This window comes from Lysinibacillus sp. YS11, assembly GCF_002896375.1.
Taxonomy (GTDB): Bacteria; Bacillota; Bacilli; order Bacillales_A; family Planococcaceae; genus Lysinibacillus; species Lysinibacillus capsici.
In genome coordinates this window covers 1,972,001-1,987,295 of the sequence record NZ_CP026007.1, presented here as the reverse complement: position 1 = coordinate 1,987,295, position 15,295 = coordinate 1,972,001, and the positions used below count along the sequence as shown (strand labels likewise).

At 39.1% G+C, this 15,295-nt stretch carries 24 protein-coding genes; 11 read left to right on the top strand and 13 right to left on the bottom strand.

What is annotated here, in order from left to right; genetic code table 11:
- The first annotated feature begins 207 nt into the window (after positions 1-207).
- From LBYS11_RS09675 to LBYS11_RS09665, 3 genes are all read left to right on the top strand, one after another.
- A complete protein-coding gene (locus LBYS11_RS09675) occupies positions 208-1,080 on the top strand; it encodes a DMT family transporter (protein ID WP_103117973.1) in 873 nt (290 codons plus the stop codon).
- A gap of 92 nt (positions 1,081-1,172) precedes the next feature.
- A complete protein-coding gene (locus tag LBYS11_RS23570; RefSeq protein WP_103119075.1) occupies positions 1,173-1,391 on the top strand; it encodes a hypothetical protein in 219 nt (72 codons plus the stop codon).
- A 38-nt stretch (positions 1,392-1,429) separates the two neighbouring features.
- Positions 1,430-1,933: a DinB family protein gene (locus tag LBYS11_RS09665; RefSeq protein ID WP_048393832.1), complete on the top strand. Its 504-nt coding sequence runs from the start codon at positions 1,430-1,432 to the stop codon at positions 1,931-1,933.
- Between the two features lie 62 nt (positions 1,934-1,995).
- Here the strand turns inward: LBYS11_RS09665 and LBYS11_RS09660 are convergent, their stop codons facing one another.
- On the bottom strand, positions 1,996-2,796 hold the full coding sequence (locus LBYS11_RS09660; protein WP_048393834.1) for an SDR family NAD(P)-dependent oxidoreductase: 801 nt from the start codon (positions 2,794-2,796) through the stop codon (positions 1,996-1,998).
- Between the two features lie 519 nt (positions 2,797-3,315).
- On the opposite strand from LBYS11_RS09660, the gene LBYS11_RS09650 reads away from it, so the two are divergent.
- Positions 3,316-3,507 carry a hypothetical protein gene (locus tag LBYS11_RS09650; RefSeq protein WP_048393836.1) on the top strand — a complete coding sequence of 64 codons (192 nt, stop codon included), beginning with the start codon at positions 3,316-3,318 and terminating at the stop codon, positions 3,505-3,507.
- Between the two features lie 44 nt (positions 3,508-3,551).
- Here LBYS11_RS09650 and LBYS11_RS09645 read toward each other — a convergent pair whose 3' ends face one another.
- From LBYS11_RS09645 to LBYS11_RS09620, 7 genes are all read right to left on the bottom strand, one after another.
- Positions 3,552-3,764: a hypothetical protein gene (locus LBYS11_RS09645; RefSeq protein ID WP_048393837.1), complete on the bottom strand. Its 213-nt coding sequence runs from the start codon at positions 3,762-3,764 to the stop codon at positions 3,552-3,554.
- A 35-nt stretch (positions 3,765-3,799) separates the two neighbouring features.
- Positions 3,800-4,351, bottom strand: a complete 552-nt coding sequence (locus LBYS11_RS09640; RefSeq protein ID WP_103117972.1) for a DUF1697 domain-containing protein — start codon at positions 4,349-4,351, stop codon at positions 3,800-3,802.
- A 94-nt stretch (positions 4,352-4,445) separates the two neighbouring features.
- Positions 4,446-5,483, bottom strand: a complete 1,038-nt coding sequence (locus tag LBYS11_RS09635; RefSeq protein WP_103117971.1) for a threonine aldolase family protein — start codon at positions 5,481-5,483, stop codon at positions 4,446-4,448.
- A gap of 261 nt (positions 5,484-5,744) precedes the next feature.
- Positions 5,745-5,963: a hypothetical protein gene (locus LBYS11_RS09630; protein WP_054549407.1), complete on the bottom strand. Its 219-nt coding sequence runs from the start codon at positions 5,961-5,963 to the stop codon at positions 5,745-5,747.
- Between the two features lie 126 nt (positions 5,964-6,089).
- Positions 6,090-6,272, bottom strand: a complete 183-nt coding sequence (locus tag LBYS11_RS23220; protein ID WP_227744851.1) for a hypothetical protein — start codon at positions 6,270-6,272, stop codon at positions 6,090-6,092.
- A gap of 71 nt (positions 6,273-6,343) precedes the next feature.
- Positions 6,344-6,898 (bottom strand): integrase, encoded by a 555-nt coding sequence (locus LBYS11_RS09625; RefSeq protein ID WP_103117970.1) that lies wholly within the window; start codon positions 6,896-6,898, stop codon positions 6,344-6,346.
- Positions 6,899-7,077: 179 nt separating this feature from the next.
- Positions 7,078-7,467 carry a KGG domain-containing protein gene (locus LBYS11_RS09620; RefSeq protein WP_066038479.1) on the bottom strand — a complete coding sequence of 130 codons (390 nt, stop codon included), beginning with the start codon at positions 7,465-7,467 and terminating at the stop codon, positions 7,078-7,080.
- 226 nt (positions 7,468-7,693) lie between these two features.
- On the opposite strand from LBYS11_RS09620, the gene LBYS11_RS09615 reads away from it, so the two are divergent.
- The 5 genes from LBYS11_RS09615 to LBYS11_RS09600 all read left to right on the top strand — a co-directional run bounded on the left by LBYS11_RS09615 (position 7,694) and on the right by LBYS11_RS09600 (position 10,566).
- Complete coding sequence (locus LBYS11_RS09615) at positions 7,694-8,314, top strand: hypothetical protein (protein WP_103117969.1); 621 nt, start codon at positions 7,694-7,696, stop codon at positions 8,312-8,314.
- A gap of 165 nt (positions 8,315-8,479) precedes the next feature.
- Positions 8,480-9,187: a DNA alkylation repair protein gene (locus tag LBYS11_RS09610; RefSeq protein ID WP_103117968.1), complete on the top strand. Its 708-nt coding sequence runs from the start codon at positions 8,480-8,482 to the stop codon at positions 9,185-9,187.
- Positions 9,188-9,327: 140 nt separating this feature from the next.
- A complete protein-coding gene (locus LBYS11_RS23565) occupies positions 9,328-9,537 on the top strand; it encodes a hypothetical protein (protein WP_233732660.1) in 210 nt (69 codons plus the stop codon).
- Between the two features lie 9 nt (positions 9,538-9,546).
- Positions 9,547-9,819 (top strand): DUF2975 domain-containing protein, encoded by a 273-nt coding sequence (locus LBYS11_RS23560; protein ID WP_233732656.1) that lies wholly within the window; start codon positions 9,547-9,549, stop codon positions 9,817-9,819.
- Between the two features lie 129 nt (positions 9,820-9,948).
- Positions 9,949-10,566 (top strand): copper amine oxidase N-terminal domain-containing protein, encoded by a 618-nt coding sequence (locus LBYS11_RS09600; RefSeq protein WP_103117967.1) that lies wholly within the window; start codon positions 9,949-9,951, stop codon positions 10,564-10,566.
- Between the two features lie 44 nt (positions 10,567-10,610).
- On the opposite strand, the gene LBYS11_RS09595 is transcribed toward LBYS11_RS09600, so the two are convergent.
- A complete protein-coding gene (locus tag LBYS11_RS09595) occupies positions 10,611-10,895 on the bottom strand; it encodes a hypothetical protein (RefSeq protein ID WP_048393855.1) in 285 nt (94 codons plus the stop codon).
- A 106-nt stretch (positions 10,896-11,001) separates the two neighbouring features.
- Positions 11,002-11,778: an N-acetylmuramoyl-L-alanine amidase gene (locus LBYS11_RS09590; protein WP_103117966.1), complete on the bottom strand. Its 777-nt coding sequence runs from the start codon at positions 11,776-11,778 to the stop codon at positions 11,002-11,004.
- A 369-nt stretch (positions 11,779-12,147) separates the two neighbouring features.
- Between LBYS11_RS09590 and LBYS11_RS09585 the strand changes: the two genes are divergently transcribed.
- Positions 12,148-13,068, top strand: a complete 921-nt coding sequence (locus LBYS11_RS09585; protein WP_103117965.1) for a phosphotransferase family protein — start codon at positions 12,148-12,150, stop codon at positions 13,066-13,068.
- Here LBYS11_RS09585 and LBYS11_RS09580 read toward each other — a convergent pair.
- On the bottom strand, positions 13,054-13,866 hold the full coding sequence (locus LBYS11_RS09580; protein WP_103117964.1) for a DnaD domain protein: 813 nt from the start codon (positions 13,864-13,866) through the stop codon (positions 13,054-13,056). The two genes, LBYS11_RS09585 and LBYS11_RS09580, sit on opposite strands and share 15 nt — an antisense overlap.
- Positions 13,867-14,028: 162 nt before the next feature.
- Between LBYS11_RS09580 and LBYS11_RS09575 the strand changes: the two genes are divergently transcribed.
- Positions 14,029-14,412: a VOC family protein gene (locus tag LBYS11_RS09575; RefSeq protein ID WP_103117963.1), complete on the top strand. Its 384-nt coding sequence runs from the start codon at positions 14,029-14,031 to the stop codon at positions 14,410-14,412.
- A gap of 38 nt (positions 14,413-14,450) precedes the next feature.
- On the opposite strand, the gene LBYS11_RS09570 is transcribed toward LBYS11_RS09575, so the two are convergent.
- Together LBYS11_RS09570 and LBYS11_RS09565 are read right to left on the bottom strand one after the other, a co-directional pair.
- Entirely contained in the window at positions 14,451-14,870 is a 420-nt protein-coding gene (locus LBYS11_RS09570; protein ID WP_048393864.1) for a hypothetical protein, read from the bottom strand.
- 106 nt (positions 14,871-14,976) lie between these two features.
- On the bottom strand, positions 14,977-15,285 hold the full coding sequence (locus tag LBYS11_RS09565; RefSeq protein WP_103117962.1) for a hypothetical protein: 309 nt from the start codon (positions 15,283-15,285) through the stop codon (positions 14,977-14,979).
- Between the last annotated feature and the right edge of the window lie 10 nt (positions 15,286-15,295).

The following is a 15,295-nucleotide window of genomic DNA, read 5'->3' as shown; positions in this document are numbered from 1 at the left end:
CCCCCTCTTTTTGCTTTCATGAAATCTCCCTATGAAAACGATTTGTATTCTATTATACTAATAAAAAATGACTTGAGGATGGTGGGATTATTATGATGTTTGCTCCATTATTTGAACAGGACGTACCAGCACTTCTTCTTCCTTAACGGTAGAAGCGCTTTTTCTCCGTTAAGGGCATAGGTATCTATGAAAACGGAGGAAAAAAACATGAGAAATCTAATAATCGGTGCTATCTTTTTATCGCTTGCTGCGAGTATTTGGGGTGCCATGTATGTAGTTGTTAAAGTAGTGGTGGAGGTTGTGCCACCATTAGAGCTTGTTTGGATGCGATATTTGATCGCGGTGATTGCACTCGGGATCATTGGAATCATGATGAGGCAATCCTGGAAAATAGCTAAAAAAGATTGGCTGATCATTTTTCTTGTTGGCCTTATTGGGAACACGATTTCAATTGTGACACAGGAAATGGGCACAATGCTATCCACCGCGCAGATGGGGGCAATTATTACTGCTACAACCCCTGCTTTTATGGTTGTCTTCGCCCGTTTGATTTTAAAAGAAAGCATTACGCTGAAAAAATGCTTGTCTATCGCTCTTGCCACGATTGGTGTCGGGATCGTTGTAGGCAATGGTCAAATCGATGTGACACAGCAATTAGGTGGACTCTATTTACTGCTTGCTGCCTTAACGTGGGCATTGATGTCGGTATTCGTCAAAAAGGTACCAAGCCATTACTCACAAATTGTTGTCACAACCTATACATCTATGATTGCCGTGATGTTATTGACCCCTTTTGTCCTTCCAAGGCTAAAGAATTTAGATCTGGCAAGTGTTTTACAACCGACCATTTCAGGGGGCTTGCTTTACTTAGGCATTATCTCAACAGCTGGTGGTTTTTTATTGTGGAATAAAGGGCTTCAACTAATGAATGCGTCTAGTGGCGGCTTATTTTTCTTCTTTCAACCAATTGTTGGCACATTTTTAGGCTGGCTCTTATTGGGAGAGACGATTGGGCTTTCCTTTTGGATAGGCTCCCTATTAATTTTTAGTGGCGTTTTTATTGTCATTCGAGACGAATAAATCGAAGTGCGTTTCTATGTTAGATAGAGACGCACTTTTTATGTTGGCTCAGCTTATGGTCATTGAACGTCTTGTTGACACATATATTGCAAATGCCTAAAGGAGTTGATATTCTGAACATCTTTTTAGATAACTTAAAGGATTTTACTTTATTAATTTTTTTACTTGCTAGTATGATCTATTGTCGACAGCTAAAATTAACGAGGTGGCAACGAAAATTATCGATTGGTGAATGGAGCATGTACCTCCTGCTCTCTATTGCCCTTCCCCTTTATGCAGTACTTTATCTTGCTTTTCTTTTAGGAGCATAGGAAAATAAGACATCATAGGCTATTTTTGGAGGGATTTCATGTTTCAAACAATCGATCATTTTTTACAGTCTTGGGCATTTGAAGCCGCTGCTACGCAAAAATTACTTAATCACCTTACAGATGAATCGCTACATCAGGCAATCACTCCCGAAAACTGGACTTTAGGACGGGTTGCTTGGCACACGGTTACTGCAATTCGAATTATTACCTCGAATTCGAATTTAGCGTTTGAAGCCCCAGCAAAGGATTTTCCAGTTCCTACTTCTGCTCAGTTCATTGCAGATGGCTATCACCAAGCGAGTGAAGCCTTTGTGGAAGCGATACAATCGCAATGGACTGACAAGACAATGACTGAAACGATTGAATTTATTGGTCAACAAATGCCCAATGGTTCCCTGTTATTATTTTTACTACAGCATCAAAGTCATCATCGCGGTCAAATGACGGTTCTGATGCGTCAGGCTGGTTTAACTGTTCCAGGTATTTATGGTCCAGCGAAAGAGGAATGGGCTCAGTTTGGGTTGGAAGCTCCTCAAATGTAGCTAAGCTTGTGCCAAATAATAAAGAGGTTGTCTATTTTAAGACAACCTCTTTTATTTATTAACTATAAAGATGCTAGCCAGTTATTAGTATCAGCGATGGTTGGGTTAGCGAGGTAATGTCCGCCTTCAATTTGCAGTGTTTGGCCCGTCATAAATTTTGATTCGTCAGAGGCTAAAAATACAACTGCATGACCAATATCATCCGCTTCCCCATGATATGGTAGCGCATTAAATTTCGCATAAATGGCCAGCATTTCTTCTGGCATATTGTTTTTCGCGGCAGGTGTTAATATAAGACCTGGTGCAACCGCATTACAACGGATATGATCCTTCCCAAATTGTGTGGCAATGTTTCTCGTCATATTCACCACACCTGCTTTTGTTGCCCCATAGGCTGTACGTATTTGGTCACTGGCGAATGCAGCCATAGAAGCCGTATTAATAATTGAGCCCCCGCCCGCTTTTTGCATATGTGGAATGGCAAAACGACTTCCTAGTAATATGGATTTTAAATTCACATTGACTAAGCGGTCCCACTCATCTAAATCAATATTTAATATATCTAAATCTTTCTTCAGGTTAGTTAGACCAACATTATTAAAGAGCACCGTTAATGAGCCGTATCGTTCTACAGTGAAGTTCACGGCCGCTTCAATGGAGGAAGCATCCCCTGCATCAAGGAAAACGGCTGCTGCCTCATACCCATTATTGACTAAAGTTGCTGCTGCTTCTTTAGCACCCTCTACATTAAAATCAGCAATGACTACTTTTGCGCCCTCTTTTGCTAACAAGCTAGCTGCTGATAAACCAATACCAGAAGCTCCACCTGTCACTAATGCCACTTTATTTTTTACTCGATTCATCTTCAATTCCTCCTTCAAATTACACGAAAAAGAGCAAATCAGCTCTCCTGACGTAAAATAGTTTAACATTAAACTATTTATTTTTAAACTAATATCCACTTAGCATTTTTATAGCTCTACTGTAAACTTGCTAATTTTACAAAGATCATGAAGAGGGCATACATGATTCATTAAACATTCTCTATGTTCATAACGCAGTTAAATAGCATATTTTCAGGAAAAGAGTATACACTGCAAGATGGTAGTAAAGGGATTTATTTTGATATCTTCTTGGCATTTATAAAGATAGCACGAATCAGGAAACACCCAATCTATTCGTTCAAATAGCCAATTCGATAAAGTCAAATGAAGTCGCAACATTTATATATTTTCCTTCATCTATACAATGAATAAGTTGTTATGCTATAATACTTTAGAAAACCTCAAGGGGTATCAACCAATTCTGAGCTACAGTGATGCATATCGCTGTAGTTTTTTCTATGCTATAATTTCCTTAAACTTACATTACGAGGTGAGACTATGGAAACAAATACATATAGTTGTAAAGCCTGTGGCAGTCAATCTTTTTCTGAAGGGAAATTAGATGGCTATGCTGCTTTAAGACCCGTGAATACCATCTTTTCCTCAGGTTCACCCCTTATTTTCACTGTCTGTACCCAATGTGGAGAAATTGCCTCTATTAAAGCCACCAAACCTGAAAAGTTTAAGTAAAAAAAAGAGATCATCATTTCAATAATGAAATTTGCTCTCTTGCTTTATGTTTCTTTATTATTCTTCTTTCTCCATTGATACGGCTTTTTGGACCAATTCCACATCCAAACAAAGAAATAGATGATGACCATTGTGATGACCATCATCGTCACATTTTCTCCCCATGCAATCGGCTCATGCTTCCTCCATTGATTCATTGTTCTAACAATGAAGTACAAAAAAGGATAAATAAAATAACCTACTTGATCCCGTCGCATTCAAACACGCCTCCTTATAGAAAAGATGAGTTTCCCTACTCACCAATCATTGTCGCAAGCTTCATCATCGTTTTCCAATTGCGAGCTGTAGCGGGCACCTCTAGCTTAGGCAGTTGTTGACTAAGCTTGGCATTGCGAATGCTATCGTGAAATAACAGATAGACATCTCTCCCCTTGATAATGCAGCGCTCTTTTTCACTTACATATTGTAATAACTTAGCTCCGTTCTCTTCAGTTGGAACTGTTGAAAGTAGTGCAACATGGAGACTTTCCCCTGTAGCTGTAGCACTTGCATCTGCTAAGTCTTGTTCTGAGAAAGGACAATTGTTCACAATAGAGCGGAATTCTTCAGCTGTACGGATAATTACTGTACTCGTGATAGTGAAGGTACTTTGGATGGTCTCTTGAATTTGCTGTTGCAAAAATTCTTCTGATTCACTCGATTCAAACAGGATATTGCCACTTTGAATATATGTCCGAATGTTTTGGAGCCCCAGTGGTTGCAGCGCGTCTCTCAATTCAGCCATTTTTAATTTATTGTGCCCACCTACATTAATACCTCTTAAAAGTGCTACGTATTTAGTCATTCGCTTCCACCTTTCCTGTTATCTATAGTATAGCAAGAGTTAGGGAATAATAGGAAAAAACTGCACCCTTTGACGGAAGGTGCAGCTTGATTGATTATATTAAACGGTAGATGTCGTCTATTAAACGATCCACATTTTCTTTGGTCGTAGCCCAGCTTGTGCAAAAGCGCACAACCGTATGGGTATCATCGTATGCTTCCCAAATGGAGAAGGAATATTTTTCTTCTAACGTTGGAAGTAGATGGTTTGGTAAAATTGGAAATTGCTGATTTGTTTTTGAATCATAGCGCATTGCGAAGCCTTTATCGAGAAATGCCTGTCGTATAAGCATTGCCATATCTACCGCATGATGCGAAATATCCATATAGAGCGTATCTTCAAATAGCGTTTCGAACTGAATGCCTAATAATCGACCTTTGGCAAGTAGCCCTCCTCTTTGCTTAATCATGTAGCGGAAATCTTTTTGGTACGCAGGATTCACGATGATGACTGCTTCTCCAAACAATGCACCCATTTTAGTACCACCAATATAAAATACATCACAAAGCTGAGCCATGTCAGCGAGAGATAAATCACTGTCTTGTGCCACTAGACCATAGCCTAAACGAGCACCATCTATAAACAGTGGTAAGTCACAGTCTCGGCAAACTTCACGTAAGGCTGTTAATTCTGCCTTACTATAGGTCGTGCCATTTTCTGTAGGGTGTGATATGTACACTAAGCCTGGCTGCACCATATGCTCATGAGTGCTATCCAGCCAGTGCGCATCATAGGAGGCTTTCACCTGTGCCGCAGTTAGTTTGCCATCATCGCTAGGTAATGTCAGTACCTTATGACCCGTTGCCTCAATAGCTCCTGTTTCATGCACCGCAATATGTCCTGTACTCGCAGCAATGACACCCTGATGAGGACGCAAAATAGATGCTATCACGGTTGTATTCGTTTGTGTACCACCAACTAAAAAGTGAATGTCTGCCTGCTCCGCTGCAATCGCTTTTTTTATATAGGCTCTTGCTTTTTCGGAATGCTCATCCATACCATACCCTGGAGATTGTTCTTCATTTGTAGCCACTAACCGCTGCAAAATTTGTGGATGGGCACCTTCTGCATAATCATTTTCGAATCGAATCATATCAACTACTACCTCCAAATTCTCTCTATCTATTCCTCTATCTTACGCCTGTTGCTTCATTTTCGCTATATCTTAAAGAACAGTTCACAGTAGTTGTTAATTATGAGGTGATGAAATTTTACATATGTACTTCGGAAGAGATCGTGCAAAACAGACCTCCTCCGCTTTTGAGCACGTTATAAAAAATTTGCTCTTAGTTCGATTACTTTGAATCCTCGCCAATTTACTAGCAATATCTCCATAATTCAGAATGGGCCACCTTCATTCCCCACCAGAGCCACAGGATGAGTCACTCGTAGTAGCACTAGAATCAGCACACTGTTGGCTGTCCTGGGAGGAAAGATATGCATCATTTGTTGAAAATTCGTTAGTGGAATGGATATGGTGATTGTGCTCATTTGATTTGCTGTGATTTTTATTTGCATTACTGACGATGCCTATGACAACGACAACTCCAACAAATACGATAAATAAAATCATTTATTCCAGCCCCTTTCATTCATTCTATAAATTGTAACATTAAATCAACGCTCAGTAGTACAGTTCTATGTAAAAGTGGCAATAGATAAAATAACACCACAATCGGAAATGATTGTGGTGTTTACGTTATGATTGCGATTTGCGTGTGGCAGATTTTTTTGAACGATTTCCTTCGCTCGAATTTTTCTTTTGCTCTTGTGTTAAAGCATTTTCTTCGCGCACATCTAAATCATCTGGACTTAAATCTGTCGCTAATTCCGCCAACTCTGACTGACGTTTATATTGCTTGCCCTTTGTCAAAATGATCACCTCCAAGTAGTATTACATTGCCCTATTTGGTTTGATCTATTCCCGCGACGGTATGAAATGATTATTTCTAGCTAAACTAATTGCACCATCTGCTGGTTCAAAAGATGGTGATAAGCTTGTAAATCTTGCTCATATAAACGCTGATAGGTCGCTAGGCTATGCTGTTTGATATAGTCAAAGTCCTTTTCAGGAACTAAGTGATGTGTATGGTTAAGCATCCATGCATTTTCCCAAGCCGTTTGCTCAAATTGAATATTCATTTCATGTTCTTCAATCAGCATGGCTAGTAGTTGTTCCTGACGATATATTTCTTTTAATGCGTGTTGCTTTTTCATCGTAAAGATTTCAATTGTACGTGGAAGTGACGCCTGTAATGCTTGTCGATCCACTGCATGACCTAGCTCATGAAGGGTCATTGTTTTGACATAAATTTCAAGTGAAGTTGGAAGCATTAGTTCATTTCTTGCCTCTACTAATCGTTTCGCATCAAATCCTACATAATCCCCAATAAAGTTATAGCTCATATTAATACCTGAATCATCTTGTTTTATCTTGACCGTCATGTTCACAGCCTGCACGACGGATTGAATTACATGAAATAGTTCTTTATCTTTAAATAGTGTCATTCTCTCTATCCTCATTTCCTCTAAAAACAAATAGAAGCGGATTAAATATATACTACAATTAGGAGAAATTCAACAAATTTATCCTGTGGATTGAGAGGAACTTAACAACAAAAAAGGCGCCTGTAGTTTAAAACTACAAACGCCCTGTGTGTGAAGGGTTTCAAGCTATTTAAAAGTGATTAGTTATTATTGTTATTTCGACGATTTTGATTGCCGTTGGAGTTGTTACTACGCTGTTTACTGCGTGCTTCTCCACCTTTACGTCCTATTTCTTCATAAAAATCGTCGTCGTGCTTTTCAGAGGTAGCTTCTCCGCCTTTGCGGCCAATTTCTTCATAAAATTCTTCGCCGTGGTTTTCAGCCGTAGCTTCTCCACCTTTGCGACCAATTTCTTGATAAAATTCATGTCCATGATTTTTAGACGTAGCCTCTCCGCCTTTACGTCCAATTTCTTCATAAAAATCACGGTCATGATTTCTGGAGGTAGCTTCTCCGCCTTTACGTCCCGCTTCTTCGACAGTCATGTTTTCATTGTTGTTTCTGTTGCGATTGTTTTGCTTGTTAGCCATTTCTATTCCTCCTAAATATTTTTTTGAGCTTTTTACTAGCTCGCTATTTATATTCCCAGTCAAAACACATCTAAACATATTTTTTTAAAAAATTGATTTTCTTATTGTAATAGAATACTGTTAGGAGCTGATTGTTAACAAGCCCATCAATCATATACATGTACCCTTTCCAATATAATACTAATCTATAGTATGTCATCGATGATGAAAGAAGGGTGATGGAAAAATGACGACGCTCACAAAGCCATCTATTGGTTTAACACAATTTACAGACTTCACAATGAAGGGAAGTGCAGCAAAGACAAAGTTTGTGAAGGATATAAAATATCAGGGAGAGTACCATCCAATAAAAGATTATTGGAAAGCCTTGCGTGATGGATTAAAAAAATACCATGAGCATCGTTTTAATGATACCTATTTACTCGACATCGTGGATAACGCCCTTCCTGCACGCCAGAAAAATTACCAAGAAGCCGTCAAAGCCTATATAAGATTCTTAAAAAATAAAAACGTACAGTGGTTTGAACCAGGTAAGGCGAATTGGTATTGTGACGATTTAATTGTGCGTTCCAATCCTGAGCTCGGTTTAATCATTGACGATGTGCCCTATTTAATTAAGCTGTATTTTAAAGGAAAAAATGAGCGCATCGATAAACATAAATGTCGATCTGCCCTCACTCTTCTAAAAGACTCCCACTATGCGATTGAACATCCAGACTCTGTTCAACATGCCATTTTAAACGTGCAAAAAGGTCGCTTGATTACAGATGATGATTCAACAGACTATCATCAAATTGCCCTTGAATCGGATGCAGCTCAATTTATGTTTATTTGGAATAGGCTCTAGCTAATTGGAAATAGGTACTTCCTTCAATATAAAATGACTGACAAAAATATATTCAGATATGATATTTTATATTCTAATATGATATGCTTTTAATCCATTACAAAAAGACATTCTTTATAAGATAATAAAAATAATCTAGAAAACAGAAAAAAAGGAAGTGCTATTATGAATGCTGAATTGGTGATGCAGGAGCTAGAGGCTCTTGGCAAGGAACGGACGAAAAAAATGTATATGTCAAATGGCGCGCATGAGCCGTTATTTGGTGTGGCAACAGGTGCTATGAAGCCTATTGCGAAGAAAATTAAAATCGATCAGGCTCTAGCAGAAGAGCTTTATGCTACTGGCAACTATGATGCGATGTACTTTGCTGGCATCATAGCAGATCCAAAAGCCATGACTGTGGAAGATTTTAATCGATGGATGGAGGCAGCTTATTTTTATATGCTGTCGGATTATGTAGTAGCGGTTACTTTAGCAGAGGCACCGATTGCTCAGGAGGTGGCGGATGCGTGGATTGCCAGTGGTGAGGAACTGAAAATGTCTGCGGGCTGGAGCTGCTATTGCTGGCTATTAGGGAATCGCAAGGATAGCGAATTTTCCGAGAGCAAGCTGGCTAACATGCTGGAAGTCGTGAAAAATACCATCCACGACGTACCCGAACGTACAAAATCGGCCATGAATAATTTTTTATATACAGTGGCTATTTCCTATGTGCCGCTCCACGAACAAGCAGTAGCAACCGCACAAGCGATTGGTCCTGTAGAAATGAAGCGAGACAACAAGAAAAGCACACAGCTAAATGCTTATGAAACAATTCAAAAGGAAATAGAGCGAGGCAGAATTGGCTTTAAACGTAAATATGTAAGATGTTAATCATCCCACTTAAAAGGCATCTATCCTATAAGGATAGATGTCTTTTAAAACGAAAAAAATCAATGAATAATAATATATTTTTATTGAAAATCGATAATTTTTTTTAAAATCAATATATCATTACCAGTGAGGTGTTTTGTATGAAACATAAAAAGGGGTCAACCATTTTCCTAAAGAGTGTGATTATGCTGCTAGGTATCCCTGTATTAGCTTTAGGACTATTTTGGCTACCTGGGATAGCCAGTAGAGATGCAGCGGCACATCCCGAATCCTCCTATTTGTCTTATCTTTTTTTACTCTATGTGTATGCACTATGCATTCCCTATTACACGGCGTTGTATCAGGCCTAGCGCCTCTTAATGAACATCGACCAGCATAAAGCGTTCTCCAAATCATCTGTACGGACTTTGAGAGCGATCAAAAATTGTGCTCTTACTATTGTAGCCGGCCTTGTGCTAGGTATTGCATCAATTATGATAATGTTTACTGGCAAGGAAGATATTACAGGAATTATTACGCTGACACTTATCAGCATCTTTGTAACCAGTACGATTGCAACCTTTGCAGCCGTTCTGCATCGACTGCTCCAAAAAGCCATTGATCTCCAAAACGAAAATCAATTAACCGTATAACAAAATGGCACTACCAATCTTGACTGGTAGTGCCTTTTAATGGGTTAAAACTAATTTCCTATAAAAACATATCAAAATTCTCTTTTCAATAGTATAATAATTACATATTTTGATAATTGGAGGATTTATATGAAGAAATTGGTTTTGTTGATGGCGATGCTTACATTATTTTTCACCACTGCCTCTATTGCGAGCGCACATCCAGGGCGTTTAGATAGCAATGGCGGTCACAACTGTTCTGACAAATCAAAGGCTAAAGGGCTTTGTTCTGGCTATCATTATCATAATGGCAATGGTGGCAATAATGCAGGGTCTTCTTCAGGCGGTCAAAGTTATTCTGCGCCAGCCCCTAAAGCAACTGTAGCACCTGTAGCACCTGTATTAACGAAGGTTGCTGTCTATTTAAATGACGTGAAGCAAAATTATACGCCTAGCGCTTATATGAAAAATGGCACAACCTTAGTGCCAATGAAGGCAATCTTTGAATCTCTTGGGGCAACGGTTAGCTATGATAATGCAACGAAAAAAGTAACGGCAACAAAGGACAGTAAAAAAATTGTGATTGGTGTGGGGAATAAAACGGCTTATGTTGATACAAATGGTTCTGCATCAACAATCACACTCAGCCATCCTGCTGAAATATATCAAGGTACAACAATGGTGCCTTTACGCTTTGTCAGTCAAGCACTTGGCGCAAATGTAACATTTGATGAGGCAGCACTTGTTGTTTATATCTCAACTAAATAATGGACAAGCCTTAAGCAGTATGCTCCTACAAGGTGCTGCTTTTTTTATTGTTTCTTAAAGTTAAAATCATACTTCTTGTTGATTTTACCAGCAATCGTTTCTAGAAATAAAGCCACTGTCATATTCTCGACTTCATTTGTATACCATGCTAGCTTTGCACCATAGTTCTTTTTATTATAATTCACTTCTAATGGCCAGAAATTTTTTGTTTTATACGTATAATCAAATTTTACATAGAGTTGCTTACCATCGGGACATTCCATCACCACCTGGTATAATGGATTTTTTCTTTCCTGTTCAAATTTTACTTTTCTTATTTTGGTTAACATCAAAACCCCTCCTCTCTTCTACTACATTCGACAAAATTTTGAAAAAACCTTTATTCAATGAAAAAGGATAAAGCTCGTGATGACATAGGAGCTTTATCCTGCACAATTAGTTGGCTATAAATTTGTCGTAATAGCGTTTCAGCATGGTCGCCATTTGCTCTCTTGTTAAGGCGCCTGCTGGATTCATGTTCTTACTTCCATCGCCTCGGATAATGCCTTCGCTAATAGCCCACTCCCAAGCCTCTTTATGGGCTGCTCCCACTTCTCTGCTTGTTTGTAAACTAGCTTTTTCAGCTAGTAAGCTTTTCAACGTCTCTATTTCTTGTTTTAGCTCATTATATTGTGACACAGTTAATCCCTCCTCAAGCCCATTTTTAATATCTTGCTGGAACTGTGCTTCTGTAATCCCCATACTTTTTAAATAGTCAAAAGGATCTTTGTGCGTAGTGCCTCCTAGATTTTCCGCAATCCATCGATGTGACTTAATGCCGTTGCCGCTACCATCTAAAACAGTGGGAATCCCTGCCTCTATCGCAAGCTTACGTAACAGCCAAATATAAGCCGCATAGTCCTTTTTAAATTGTTCCTTATCAGCAGTCCGTGCCAATTCCACCTGGGCATAGCTATACGGATTTCCCTTTGGTCCACAGCCATATTGCACGAGATTGACTGGGGCTACTTGTACGATTCTTCCACCACCGCCTACCCAGTGAGAAACAAAGGCATTGGCTTTATTTCGATTCATATAGGCAATTTCGTTTTCCAATGCATTTGGACCTGTATTGCTGCCATTACCTGATTCATGCGCCACAACGTATTTGACTGCCGTTAGCGCTTGATTCGGTAGCCCTGACATCATCTGTTTTTCAATAACATAACTCATGTTGCACCGTCCTTTCCTATTATTTTTAGCGACTGACGCTATGTTATTCTTTTCTTCTTTTTGGTTTTTTTAGGGTAAACAACAGATAATTAGAGGTTCCTTTTGAGGCTTATTAGCTTCTTTTCGCGCTTAAGGCTACTGCGATCGTTTCACCTCTCTTTCCTCGAAGCTATGAAGTGTGAATGTCACAAGGACATCCACTTACTATTAGTAAATGCGCGCACAAAAGTGTTTTCTAGTTAGTTGTGCTCTTTTACTATTTTTTCATTATGATTTTATAACCTCTTTTCTCGCTTCCAAGCATTGACAAAGTATTGTTTTCTGTAGTATTTTAGTTCTTCTAAAATATTGAAAGCGAGGAAAGAAAGTGTGCAGGCAGTAGAGATTATTCGTCAATTACCAAGCTTACACGGCTTTACACAGCTAGTGAAAATTAACAAAGGCAATTCACCTGATAGCAAGTATCTGGTAACAGTTGGTGAAACGCGCTATTTGGTGCGCTTGTCAGATCTAGCACATCATGACAAACGTGCAGTAGAGTTTTCCTTGCTCCAAGAGTTAGCAAAGCAGGGTGTAAGAACACATAAAGCCGTTGACTATACCTTGTTTCAGGAAGCCAATATATCCGCAATGGTCGTTAGCTTTTTAGAAGAAACACCAGCAGATGAAATTATTCAGGAACTTTCTGACTCTGAGCAATTCCACCTTGGGCTTGCGGCGGGGAAAGAATTAAGAAAAATACATCAAGTGAGCCCTCCGCAAATAATTCATTGGGAGACAACACAGCTCAAAAAGTTTTCTACCTATTTGAAGGCATACCAACAAGATGCCTATCAACTTCCACAAGAAGCTAAACTATTGCGCTTTATTGAAACGCACTTACCACTGTTAAAGCAACGCCCCATCACCCTGCTTCATGATGATTTTCATCTCGGTCACATTATTTGTAAAGGACATACTTACAATGGGGTGATAGATTTTAATGGCTATGATGTGGGTGATCCTTATCATGACTTTTATAATCTTGCCTTGTTTAGTAGACGACAAAGTATCCCCTATTGTATTGGGCAGATTGATGGCTATTTTTCATCTTCACCAGACGATATGTTTTGGCGGTTATATGCCCTCTATGCAGCCATGACTGTCTTTTCAACCATTGTTTGGACTCGTCACTATGACCCACGCTCCTTTGACGATGCGTTGGAAAGAATTCACATGATTTTACAGGATCATGATAACTTTTCATCGATTAAGCCTTTATGGTATGCGGAGAATTTATTCACTCCGTAAGAGGGCTAAAATTTTTTGTCGTTCTGCTGCAAAATCAATTGTTGGCTGAGATTCTTGTTCCTGATCACCACGCTGCTGAAACCACTGCGGAATGATTTCCCGTCGTCTGGCTTTAGAATGTGATGACACTTGCTGCTTGCGGGCTTGAAAACGCTGCTGGTCGATAGCAATATCTGCAAGACTCTTTATGTTCTGATGGCACCAATTTTGTAAGATGCTCTCTACATACCGCCAGCGTAAAACATTATGCTCCACCGCTAGCTTCATCGCATAGATGACCATGTCCTCTGAAAAAATAGTGAGCCAGTGACGAATTTTACTAGCAATATAGGCTGTTTGTTTGCCAAAGCCTTGGTGCCCATAAAAGTGGTAGGCAGTGTTAGTAGACTCCTTATCATCTTTATCTTTTAGTAATTGATTATTTAGTAAATTATTATTTAGTAGTGTGGGCTTTTCCGTCGATGGTACGACCGTTGACGAATTTCCCGTTGACGGTATAGCAGCACGTTTTGATGCTTCATAGACGAAAAATTCTACCCTACCGAACTTGCCGTCTTTTCCTCGTTCCTGTACTTTTTGAAGATAGCCCGCCTCTATGAGTTCATCCAAAATTTTGGCTGTCGCTTCCCGCCCACATTTACTACGTATTGCTAAATCTGCAAGACTAAATGACCAATCATCTGGCAAAGACAGCATATAGGCAAGCAGACCCTTTGCTTTCCAGCTTAATTGCTCATCATTTAAAAATGCTTTATCCAAAACCACATAATTCTCCTTTTTGGCTACTCGATAAATCATGACGATCCCTCTTTCCATCTAAATGTCCTTTCTAACTATATAAAGAAAATTTTTAAAAATGGGACATAAAAAAAGAACATGCCATGAAGCATGCTCTTTTAAGCAGGTGAAAAAAATTTTTTAGCGAATTCCTATCATAACAAGCGAAAGGTGGTAGAAAGAATGAATTTTGTAACGTCCCCTCTTACCAAGAAGGTGAATAATGTTTTTATTCATGTCCGGGATTTACGTCAATCAGCAGAATGGTATAGCCAACTTCTTGGTCTGCCCTTTTGTGAAGAGAAGGTAGTTTCGCCTGTCTACAATTTACCCATTTCCTCTGAGACGGGAATTACCTTAGACGATCACATATTTGATCCTGGCTTTCAATTACAGCCGTCCAAGCATGTGTTGTTTAATTTCTACACAAACAATATTGACGATGCCTATCAGTCTATGAAAGACAAGGGCATTCCGATTGTTCGGCCTATAGAACGTTTTGATGACTTTGCTTACTTCAACATTCAAGATTTAGATGGAAATATAATCATGATCTGTAATGGGTAATGCAAGCAGCAGAAGCAAACAATTGCTTCTGCTGTTTGTTATTCATAAAGCTCTTTATAGACAATGACTTTTAAAGCTGCAATCTCTTCATCGGATAATTTGCCTTCCACCATTTGTAGAGCTTCTTCCTGCGTCATCGAGCCGTCCTGCAATTTTACACGCATGTCGTTCAAATCGGTAATGCCCACTTTTTGAATTAAGACTTTCGTTGCCTCTTCTTTTGTCGTAAACGGTAATGTACTGCTATCGACCGTTTTCGCCTCTTCCATATAGGCTTTTAATTGTGGGTCATTTTCAATGGTATTTTTGATTTCTTCCTTTTGTCCGCTATTTTCTAATTCTGTCGACAAGGTATCTACAATTTTTTCAGAGGCAAATTTTGTGCCGAAATGTAGTACACCATACCCCACTACACCAACAAATATAGCAATTACCACTAGAAATTTAATCAATCTCAACTACGCTCACTCCTTTATACACGTTCATCATACTATATGGAGCGGTTGTTGAGAAACAATTCTCCCTAGAAATTATGTAAAAAAACCCCATCTTTGTAGATGAGGCTTATTTAACGTATTTCAAATACTTCCGCACAAATTCAACAATGTAGATAACTTCCTCTTCCGTCATCGTTAGCAGCTTGCAAACACGTTGTAGTCTAGCTGGTAATGCTAATTGCTGACGTACCTGATGAATATACATATATTTGCATTTCCGCGGATTTACTTTGTCTCGTATTTGCTTATATCGTAGGTATGCATAGCGGGCAAAGGCGTTGAGCATCTCCCGCTCCTGCTCATCACGCTCCCTCTTTTTAGCAGCCTCATCAATGATGTCCGTGTCAAATATCTGTGTACCATCTGTTAATTGCATAGTACCACCT